The sequence below is a fragment of the Pseudomonas brassicacearum genome, assembly GCF_918698105.1.
GTDB classification, from domain to species: Bacteria; Pseudomonadota; Gammaproteobacteria; order Pseudomonadales; family Pseudomonadaceae; genus Aquipseudomonas; species Aquipseudomonas brassicacearum_F.
In genome coordinates this window covers 1-9567 of sequence record NZ_CAKKMI010000134.1, presented here as the reverse complement: position 1 = coordinate 9567, position 9567 = coordinate 1, and the positions used below count along the sequence as shown (strand labels likewise).

12 protein-coding genes are annotated in these 9567 nt (G+C 61.9%); 7 read left to right on the top strand and 5 right to left on the bottom strand.

Features of this window, described 5'->3' with window-relative positions:
- Positions 1 to 283: 283 nt before the first annotated feature.
- The 4 genes from LQ215_RS29570 to aroC form a co-directional block, all read right to left on the bottom strand.
- Positions 284 to 409, bottom strand: a complete 126-nt coding sequence (locus tag LQ215_RS29570; RefSeq protein WP_256211728.1) for a hypothetical protein — start codon at positions 407 to 409, stop codon at positions 284 to 286.
- Between the two features lie 143 nt (positions 410 to 552).
- Positions 553 to 1086 (bottom strand): acireductone dioxygenase, encoded by a 534-nt coding sequence (locus LQ215_RS28755; RefSeq protein WP_230153631.1) that lies wholly within the window; start codon positions 1084 to 1086, stop codon positions 553 to 555.
- Positions 1087 to 1120: 34 nt separating this feature from the next.
- The gene (locus LQ215_RS28750; RefSeq protein ID WP_230153630.1) at positions 1121 to 2266 is read right to left on the bottom strand and encodes an MFS transporter; all 1146 of its coding nucleotides are present in this window, start codon (positions 2264 to 2266) and stop codon (positions 1121 to 1123) included.
- A 34-nt stretch (positions 2267 to 2300) separates the two neighbouring features.
- A complete protein-coding gene (gene aroC, locus LQ215_RS28745) occupies positions 2301 to 3392 on the bottom strand; it encodes a chorismate synthase (protein ID WP_230153629.1) in 1092 nt (363 codons plus the stop codon).
- A 142-nt stretch (positions 3393 to 3534) separates the two neighbouring features.
- Between aroC and LQ215_RS28740 the strand changes: the two genes are divergently transcribed.
- Positions 3535 to 4500 carry an alpha/beta hydrolase gene (locus LQ215_RS28740; RefSeq protein ID WP_230153628.1) on the top strand — a complete coding sequence of 322 codons (966 nt, stop codon included), beginning with the start codon at positions 3535 to 3537 and terminating at the stop codon, positions 4498 to 4500.
- 107 nt (positions 4501 to 4607) lie between these two features.
- Entirely contained in the window at positions 4608 to 5396 is a 789-nt protein-coding gene (locus LQ215_RS28735) for a hypothetical protein (RefSeq protein ID WP_230153627.1), read from the top strand.
- Positions 5397 to 5527: 131 nt separating this feature from the next.
- Here LQ215_RS28735 and prmB read toward each other — a convergent pair whose 3' ends face one another.
- A complete protein-coding gene (prmB, locus tag LQ215_RS28730) occupies positions 5528 to 6436 on the bottom strand; it encodes a 50S ribosomal protein L3 N(5)-glutamine methyltransferase (protein ID WP_230153626.1) in 909 nt (302 codons plus the stop codon).
- A 254-nt stretch (positions 6437 to 6690) separates the two neighbouring features.
- Here prmB and LQ215_RS28725 point away from each other — a divergent pair, with 254 nt between their 5' ends.
- The 5 genes from LQ215_RS28725 to LQ215_RS28705 all read left to right on the top strand — a co-directional run bounded on the left by LQ215_RS28725 (position 6691) and on the right by LQ215_RS28705 (position 9463).
- Positions 6691 to 7281 carry a cysteine hydrolase family protein gene (locus tag LQ215_RS28725; protein ID WP_024618514.1) on the top strand — a complete coding sequence of 197 codons (591 nt, stop codon included), beginning with the start codon at positions 6691 to 6693 and terminating at the stop codon, positions 7279 to 7281.
- A 130-nt stretch (positions 7282 to 7411) separates the two neighbouring features.
- The gene (locus LQ215_RS28720) at positions 7412 to 7732 is read left to right on the top strand and encodes a hypothetical protein (RefSeq protein ID WP_230153625.1); all 321 of its coding nucleotides are present in this window, start codon (positions 7412 to 7414) and stop codon (positions 7730 to 7732) included.
- Between the two features lie 73 nt (positions 7733 to 7805).
- Entirely contained in the window at positions 7806 to 8363 is a 558-nt protein-coding gene (locus LQ215_RS28715) for a Smr/MutS family protein (RefSeq protein WP_003204497.1), read from the top strand.
- A gap of 77 nt (positions 8364 to 8440) precedes the next feature.
- A complete protein-coding gene (gene folE, locus LQ215_RS28710; protein ID WP_003204506.1) occupies positions 8441 to 8986 on the top strand; it encodes a GTP cyclohydrolase I FolE in 546 nt (181 codons plus the stop codon).
- Between the two features lie 105 nt (positions 8987 to 9091).
- On the top strand, positions 9092 to 9463 hold the full coding sequence (locus LQ215_RS28705) for a glutathione S-transferase N-terminal domain-containing protein (RefSeq protein ID WP_230153624.1): 372 nt from the start codon (positions 9092 to 9094) through the stop codon (positions 9461 to 9463).
- The last annotated feature ends 104 nt before the right edge of the window (positions 9464 to 9567 follow it).

The following is a 9567-nucleotide window of genomic DNA, read 5'->3' as shown; positions in this document are numbered from 1 at the left end:
GTCTTGTGTTCACCGCAGGCACATTGTGGGAGCTAGCTTGCTCGCGATAGCGGTGGGTCAGTTTGCTGTGATGTTGGATGTGCCGGCCTCATCGCGAGCAAGCTCGGCTCCCACAAGGGATCTCGGGTGTTCATGAGCCTTGTGTTCATCACAGACGCATTGTGTGCGAGCTTGCTCGTGATAGCGGTGGCTCAGCCACATAGATGCCGGCCCGTGCCCGTGCCCTGCTCTTGCTCTTGCTCTTGCTCTTGCTTTGGATCTTGATCTTGATCTCGGAGCCCCGTTAAACCACGCTGGCCGAACGCAGGCATTGCGCAGTGGGCATCCCGGCATGGATGCCGGGATAGCCGCGCTGGGCCATGGATGGCCCTTCGCGGCGGCCCACGGAGCAATGCCGGAGTGAGGGCATGCCGAGCCCTAGCGAGGCACCGAGTGGTGGGGCAAAGCGCTTTTGGTTACTTTTGGCGCTCCAAAAGTGACCCGCCATAAGGGCGGAACCATCAGCCGCCGTTACCGAAATAACGGATATACACACCCCCCCCAAGAACGCGGTCAATCCTCCAAACGAGGAAACCGCCGAGCAATATCATCCCCCGTAACCTCAGCAACCAACCCCTGCAAATCACCAGACAAACGAATCGTAACGAAATGCGGCCGCTCCCCCCTGTCAAACCAATGCGGCATACCAGCAGGCACCGTGATCAAGTCGCTCCTTTCACACAGCACCGCATAGACATAATCGCCAACGTGCAGGTTAAACAAGCCACGACCAGCAACGAAAAATCGCACCTCATCCTGGCCATGGCGATACTCATCGAGCACCTCGGCCTGTTCAATGTGATCGCTGCTAACGCTGACGACATCGACCGCAACATAACCCCGCTCAGTCATCAACCCATCGATCTGAGCCTGGTAAGCCGCAATGATCTCCTCCTCACTGGCACCCGGCTGGATTTTCACCGCCGCTTCCCAACGGGCAAAATGAACACCTTGCTCAGCCAAGGTCGCGGCAATGTCCTCAAAATGGGTCAACACCTTGTTCGGAATGTCTGGGCTCGAAACGTGATAGACGGACAGGCTGCTCATGACAAAGGCTCCAGAAAATTAACGGTTCGAAGGCTCATGGCCGGTCCTCTTGCATACGGGTGGCAATGATAACGGCTGCCGCGAAGGCCGCGAGGCTGGCGAGGCTGAACGTCCAGCTGGCACCCAAGGCGTTCCAGCTGTAGCCGGAATACAACGCGCCCAAGGCCCCGCCCGTGCCGGCCAACGCCGCGTACAGCGCCTGCCCCTGGCCTTGTTGGCGAGGCCCGAAGCTGCGTTGCACGAAATGGATGGCGGCGGCGTGAAAGCTGCCGAAGGTCGCCGCGTGCAGCACCTGGGCGAACAACAACACCCAGAGGAACTCGGCCAGCGAACCCAGCAACAACCAGCGCAACGCCGCCAACAGGAAACTCGCCAGCAGTACCCGGCGCACGGAAAACCGCGCCAGGATCCGGCTCATCAGCAGGAAGACCAACACTTCCGCCACCACGCCGACGGCCCAGAGCAGGCCGATCAGCCCGCGACTGTAGCCCAGGTGTTCGAGGTGCAAGGTCAGGAAGGTGTAATACGGTCCGTGGCTCACCTGCATCAGGCCCACGCAGGTATAGAACGCCAGCACACCAGGGTTGCGCAATTGCCGCAGGAAGCCCTCCCCTGCGACTCGCGGTCCCTGCAGTGGTTGGGCGTTGGGCACCCAGAAACTGGCGAGGACGATGCCGGCCATGATCAACACCAGCGCCAGCGGGTAGATGTCCAGGCTCAGCCATTCGAACAGGCGGCCGAGCGCCACCACGGTGATGATGAAACCGATGGAACCCCACAGGCGGACCTGGCTGTAGCGCGAGGCCTGCCCACCCAAATGGGCCAGGGTGATGACTTCGAACTGCGGCAACACCGCGTGCCAGAAAAACGCATGCAGCGCCATGACCATCGCCAGCCAGGCGTAGCTTTTGTCGATGAAGATCAGCGAAAACGCCAGCAGCGTGCAGACCGCGCCAAAACGCACGATCGCCAGGCGCCGGCCGGTGTAGTCCCCCAACCAGCCCCAGATGTTCGGCGCCACGCAGCGCATCAGCATGGGAATCGCCACCAGCTCGCCGATGCGCGCCGCATTGAACCCCAGGTGATCGAAATACAGCGCCAGGAACGGCGCCGTCGAACCGAGCAGCGCGAAATAGAACAGATAGAAACTGGAGAGCCGCCAGTACGGCAGTGCCGCCACGGTCGTCAGGCCACGGCGGTCGGCAGGCCAGCCATCAAAGCTGCCCCAACACCGGGGTGCTGACGCGGACGTCGGCGTTCTGGCCGCGATGCCGCAGCAGGTGATCCATCAGCACGATCGCCATCATCGCCTCGGCGATGGGTGTGGCACGGATGCCGACGCACGGGTCATGACGGCCCTTGGTGATGACGTCCACCGGGTTGCCATGGATGTCGATGGAGCGCCCCGGCGTGGTGATGCTGGACGTCGGCTTCAAGGCCAGGTGCGCCACGATCGGCTGGCCCGAGGAAATGCCACCGAGGATGCCGCCGGCATTGTTGCTCAGGAAACCTTGCGGGGTCAGTTCGTCACGGTGCTCGGTGCCGCGCTGGGCAACGCAGGCGAAGCCGGCGCCGATCTCCACGCCTTTCACCGCGTTGATGCTCATCAGCGCGTGGGCCAGCTCGGCGTCGAGGCGGTCGAAGATCGGCTCGCCAAGGCCAGGCATCACCCCTTCGGCGACCACGGTGATCTTCGCGCCAACCGAATCCTGGTCCCGGCGCAGTTGGTCCATGTAGGCCTCGAGTGCCGGCACCTTGTCCGGGTCGGGGCAGAAGAAGGCGTTCTGCTCGACCGAATCCCAGGTCTTGAACGGGATTTCGATGGGGCCCAACTGACTCATGTAGCCACGAATCACAATGCCCTGGCTGGCCAGGTACTTCTTGGCAATCGCCCCGGCCGCCACGCGCATGGCGGTTTCCCGCGCCGAGCTGCGACCGCCGCCACGGTAGTCGCGCTCACCGTATTTGTGGTGGTAGGTGTAGTCGGCGTGGGCCGGGCGGAACAGGTCCTTGATGGCCGAGTAGTCCTTGGACTTCTGGTCGGTGTTGCGAATCAGCAGGCCAATGGCGCAGCCGGTGGTGCGCCCTTCGAACACGCCGGAGAGGATTTCGACTTCGTCGGCTTCCTGGCGCTGGGTGGTGTGGCGGCTGGTGCCGGGCTTGCGCCGATCCAGGTCACGCTGCAGGTCTTCCAGGGAAATCTCCAGGCCCGGCGGGCAGCCGTCGACAATGGCGACCAACGCCGGGCCATGGCTTTCGCCCGCGGTGGTGACAGTGAACAGCTTGCCGTAGGTATTGCCGGACATGCAGGGTGCTCCGTGAAATCGCTGAGAGACTCAACCTTGGATTCGTAATGCGCGCCAGTATACGCAGGCTCCCCGCGTAGTTCATCCTCGAACCTTATCGGCGGCCACCAGTCCAACCGGCACCTTCGTAACTAATGGCGTGATGATGTTAAAGCTGCTTGCCTTAAGCCTGACCTTGTTCAGCGGATTGTTTTGCGGCCTGGCCCAGGCCACGGTGTTGCAACGCCCGATCAGCCTCGACACGGGCAGCGGTGAGCTGTTCGGCTCGTTGTTGCTGCCCAAGTCCGACACGCCGGTGCCGGTTGTCCTGATCATTTCCGGGTCGGGTCCTACGGATCGCGACGGCAACAACCCCGAGGGCGGACGCAACGACAGCCTCAAGCGCCTGGCCTGGGTGCTGGCCAAGCACAACATTGCCAGCGTGCGCTATGACAAACGCGGCGTAGCGGCCAGCCTCGCGGCGACACCGGACGAACGCAACCTGAGCGTCGAGGCCTATGTGGCCGATGCTGTGGCCTGGAGCCGAAAGCTTGCCGCCGATCCGCGCCTGGGTCCGTTGATCCTGCTGGGCCACAGCGAAGGCGCGTTGATCGCCAGCCTCGCCGCGCCCCAGGCCAACGCGGCGGCGGTGATTTCGCTGTCCGGCAGCGCCCGCCCGATCGACCAGGTACTGCGTCAACAACTGAGCAACCGCCTGCCACCGCCGCTGATGTTGCGCAGCAATGAGTTGCTCGACAGCCTCAAGGCCGGTCGACTCGACAACAACGTGCCGGCCCAGTTGCAGGTCATTTTCCGCCCCAGCGTGCAGCCCTACCTGATCTCGTTGTTCCGCCAGGACCCGGCCCAGGCCTTCGCGGCGTTGAAAATGCCGGCCTTGATCATCCAGGGCAGCAACGATATCCAGGTCAACGTCGATGACGCGAGACAGTTGAAAGCCGCCAAGCCCGACGCCGAACTGGCGCTGATCGAGGGCATGAACCACGTGATGCGCATCGTGCCCAACGACGTGCAACGGCAGTTGGCCTCCTACAAGGATCCCAACCTGCCCCTGGCGGCCGAGCTTGGTACGCGAATTCTGCGTTTTATTGACTCGTTAGCCGCGCGTTAGGCGGTTTTAGTCAATTTAGCTTCAGGACTGGCAAAAACGGCCGATAGCCCGGTGTCGGGCAGCGCTATGGCTGCCGACCCGCCGGCCTGGACAGGATTTTTGCCGTTATGACTGAAACTCAAGCTTCCCCCGACACCGCTGTCGAAGCCCCCGCCTCGTCTGCGGTGGAGCTGCCGTGGGCCGACGTGCATACCGAGCATCACAAGATGCTCCGCCTGGCACCGCTCAAGACCGACCGTGCCACCGGTGCGCGGCCATTGCGGTTTGTCGAGTTCAGCTATGTCGAGCGCCACAGCAAGGAACGCAGCTTGCTGCGCATGAGCATCCAGTTGCCGAACCAGCGCGTGCGCAAGGAACAGAATCACCTGGACGTCTGGGCCGACCACGTCGAGAAACGCCTGTTTTTTTCCCCGGACAACCTGCAAGTCGAGCCGTCCAACCGTGGCATCGGCCGTTTCCTGGCGGCCCAGGGCATCACCTGGGCCAAGAAACGCTGGTCCGCCTACCAGGTGCACGGCACCGACCTGGATAACAAGGACGCCCTGAACGAAGACACTCGCCTGCGCCGCGACCGCTTTCTCAAGGCCCAGGGTTTCGAAGTGGTCTATGCCGACGCCCAGCACCTCAAGGGCAGCGTCAAGCCAACCCACGTTGGCGATCTGCTCGGGGACTGGAACACCGAGAAGCTGCAGTTCGTGGAAATCCTTGAGGCGGCGCAGATGCTGCAACAGGCCGAGCAGAACCTGGCGGAACAGGAAGTCAAACTCAAGCAGCAGGAAGAAAAGGTCACCAAGTTCAAGCGCGAAGACGCCGGCCTGCGCTTCACCATCACCTGCCTGGTGGCCTTTGCCATGTTCCAGGCGGGGTTGCTGATCTGGATTGCGACGCGGCATTGAACAGCGAGTAACCCTGTGGGAGCGAGCTTGCTCGCGATAGCGGTGAATCAGCCAACTTCAATGCTGCTGATCCGACGCCATCGCGAGCAAGCTCGCTCCCACAGTGGGTGCACCCAAATGGATAAGGGGGATCAAACCCGCGAAGCAAACAACCCCTGGTGTTGGCGACATTGTTCGGCGCTGAGCATGAACACGCCATGGCCGCCGCGTTCGAAGTCGAGCCAGGCGAAATCGACTTCCGGGTACAACGCCTCGACGTGCACCTGGCTATTGCCCACCTCGACAATCAACAATCCCTTCTCGGTCAGATGATCGGCCGCCTCGGCCAGCATCCGACGCACCAGGTTCAAGCCGTCATCGCCACAGGCCAGGCCCAACTCCGGCTCGTGCTGGTATTCCTGCGGCATGTCGGCGAAATCTTCAGCATCGACGTAGGGCGGGTTCGACACGATCAAGTCGAAACGTTGCCCCGGCAGACCTTCAAAGCCATCGCCCTGAACCGTGAACACGCGCTCATCGACGCCATGGCGCTCAATGTTCTGGTTGGCCACTTCCAACGCTTCGAACGACAGGTCCGCCAGCACCACCTCGGCCTCCGGGAACTCATAGGCACAGGCAATGCCGATGCAGCCGGAACCGGTGCACAGGTCAAGAATCCGTGCCGGCGCCTGGCCCAACCAAGGCTCGAAACGCTTTTCGATCAGTTCGCCGATGGGCGAGCGTGGGATGAGCACACGTTCATCGACGATGAACGACATCCCGCAGAACCAGGCCTCACCCAGCAAATAGGCGGCGGGGATACGTTCGTCGATACGCCGGCGCAGCAGGCGCTGCACATGGACCAACTCTTCGTCTTCAAGGCGGCAATCCAGATAGCTGTCGGCAATTTCCCACGGCAGGTGCAATGCGCCCAACACCAGTTGCCGGGCTTCGTCCCACGCATTGTCGGTGCCATGGCCGAAAAACAGATCCTCCCCGTGGAAACGGCTGACGGCCCAACGGATATGGTCACGCAGGGTACGGAGACGGGAAGTGATCACGGCGGCAAACTCCAGAAAAATCGACGGGCGAGTCTACCAGCCAAACGCGGCCCCACCCAAACACGCCCCGATGACGAACGAAAAACCCCTCACGAATCGTAGGAATCATCCGTTTTTTGATCCGCCTATTGAACAAGACGAGCATCTTGACAAGGCTGTAGGCCAGCAACGGCGGCCCTTGCGATGGAAGCGATTCACAGAACCGCTCAGCCAGAGGACAATGTCGCAAAAGCCCCACTCGAAGGAGCCCCAGAATGTCCGTTCCAAAAACGATGTTTCAACTCAGCGGCCGTGGTTATGCAGCGGCCAATCTGAGTCAAGCGACCTTGATCATCATCGATGCCCAGAAGGAATACCTCGCCGGGCCCCTGGCCCTGAGCGGCATGGATGCAGCTGTCGCGAACATCAAGCAACTGCTCGGCGCGGCCCGCGCAGCCGGTCGGCCGATCGTGCATGTGCGCCACCTGGGCACCCATGGCGGGCTGTTCGATCCACAAGGCGAACGCGGGGAGTTCATTCCCGGCCTCGAACCCCAGGGCGACGAAACCGTGGTCGAAAAGTTGCTGCCCAGCGCCTTCCACGGCACCGAACTGAAAAAGCGCCTGGAAGACTTCGGTCCGCTGGACCTGATCGTGTGTGGGTTCATGAGCCATTCCAGCGTCAGCACCACCGTGCGCGCCGCCAAGAACCTGGGCTTTCGCTGCACCCTGGTGGAAGACGCCTGCGCCACGCGCGACCTGCCATACAAAGGCGGCGTCCTCAGCGCCGAGCACGTGCAGCAGACCGAAATGGCGATCATGGCGGACAACTTCGCCACCTTGGCCCTGACCCGCGACTTCACCTGATGTCCTTCGATGAGCGGCCCGTGGCGCCGCTCATCCGCAAAAGCCTCTCATTTGCCGCAATTACCGGAGTATCAGGAACAACCCGAACATCTTCCGGTCGAAGGGCCGATACCCATTGAGGAAGGTCGGAATGAAGTTATCCGATGGTTTTGACGCACGTCGCTTGCGGCCCAAGGGCCCGAGCAACTGGCGTTTTCGTTTTGGCGCGGCGATCGCTGCGCTACTGGCAACGCTCGGCGTACTGCTGGCCATGGCCGGTGCCGCCAGCCTGCTGGGCCGCCCGCCCGCGCTGGGAGAGTTGAACGCCACCCCGCTGGGTTCGGCGATCATCCTGGTAGTCGGTCTTTTCGTGTTGTTGCTGGGCGTCTGGCTCTGGCGCCGCTGCCGCCGTCGCGCCCGCCAATCCCTGGAGCTGGCCATGGCTCCGCACCTGATGAAAAAGCACGACTGACCCGCCATCCGACGTTTTGTCGCGCCTGATCCTGCCAGAGTTGGGTAAACTGGCCGGCTTCGCGGAGGCTGACATGCAAGACGACGACTTTTCCCTGTTCAAAAGTGCGATCCAGGGCGTAAAACCGATCAAGCACGACCGCGCCGAGACCGGCAAGCCCAAGGCCGATCGCGCGCAAATCGCCAAGCTGCGCCAGGCCGCCACCGTGCGCACCGACGCCACGACCGTGGACGGCTTGTCCGATCAGTTCGTGATCGACGTCGGGCCGGAAGACGAGTTGATGTGGGCGCGTGACGGCGTCCAGGAAAGCCAGATGCGCAAGCTGAAGGTCGGCCAGATCCCTTTCGAGGGCAGCCTCGACCTGCACGGCATGAGCGTCGAAAAAGCCCGGGAAACCCTCTGGGCATTCCTGGCCGAAGCCACCAAGTTCGAAATCCGCTGCGTGCGCGTCACCCATGGCAAAGCCGTGCGCCTGGACGGCAAGCGGCCGATGATCAAGAGCCACGTCAACACCTGGCTGCGCCAGCACCCGCAAGTGCTGGGCTTCACCTCCTGCCAGGCAAAACACGGCGGTGCCGGGGCGGTCTACGTGATGCTCAAGCGCACCATGATGGAAGGCCGCGACGAATAGCCCTCGCTTGCCGAGCTTGCAGCGCCGTGTCCGCCACCGTACCCTTGCCCTTTGCGTAAAATCCCACAGGTAGTTTCATGTCTCTGGAACAGAATTACACCGCGATTCTCGGCCAATTGGGCGAGGACGTTTCCCGCGAGGGCCTGCTCGACACGCCTAAGCGTGCTGCCAAGGCCATGCAGTACCTCTGCCGCGGTTATGAACAGACCCTGGAAGAAGTCACCAACGGTGCCTTGTTCAGCTCCGACAACAGCGAGATGGTGCTGGTCAAGGACATCGAGTTGTACTCGCTGTGCGAACATCACCTGCTGCCTTTCATCGGCAAGGCTCACGTGGCCTACATCCCGAGCGGCAAGGTGCTGGGGCTGTCGAAAGTCGCGCGCATCGTCGACATGTATGCGCGTCGCCTGCAGATCCAGGAAAACCTCAGCCGCCAGATCGCCGATGCGGTCCAGCAAGTGACTGGCGCCCTGGGCGTGGCGGTGGTGATCGAGGCCAAGCACATGTGCATGATGATGCGCGGTGTGGAAAAGCAGAATTCCTCGATGATCACCTCGGTGATGCTCGGCGAGTTCCGGGAAAACGCCGCCACTCGCAGCGAATTCCTCAGCCTCATCAAGTAATCCGTCGCATGAAAAAAAACCGGCATTGATCGCCGGTTTTTTTTCGCCTGTGAAAAATCAGGTAAGCTGCGCGCCCTCTTCTTCCCTGCCGCGAGGCTTAATACCGTGATCGTCAAAGCGCTTCGGGTTGGCTTGGGCCAGCTCATCATCTTCATCGACTTCATCACCCGCCCGGGCAAGAAACAGCGCCCGGCCGAGGCCCAGGCGCAGGTCGAGCAGGCCGCTCGCAGCCTGACGCTGTATCAGTTCCACGCCTGCCCGTTCTGCGTGAAAACCCGCCGCACCTTGCGCCGCCTCAACGTGCCGGTGGCCCTGCGCGATGCGAAAAACAACGAGCAGGATCGCCAGACGCTGCTGGAGCAAGGCGGCAAGATCAAAGTGCCGTGCCTGCGGATTGAAGAGAATGGCGAGACCAGTTGGATGTATGAGTCCAAGGTGATCATTGAGTATCTGGATAAGCGCTTCTCGGCAGCCTGATAGTTTTCGGGTGTGGCTACTGGCCTCATCGCGAGCAAGCTCGGCTCCCACAGGGGACAGTGGTGGATACAAATCTGGTGTTCACCAGGGCCCACTGTGGGAGC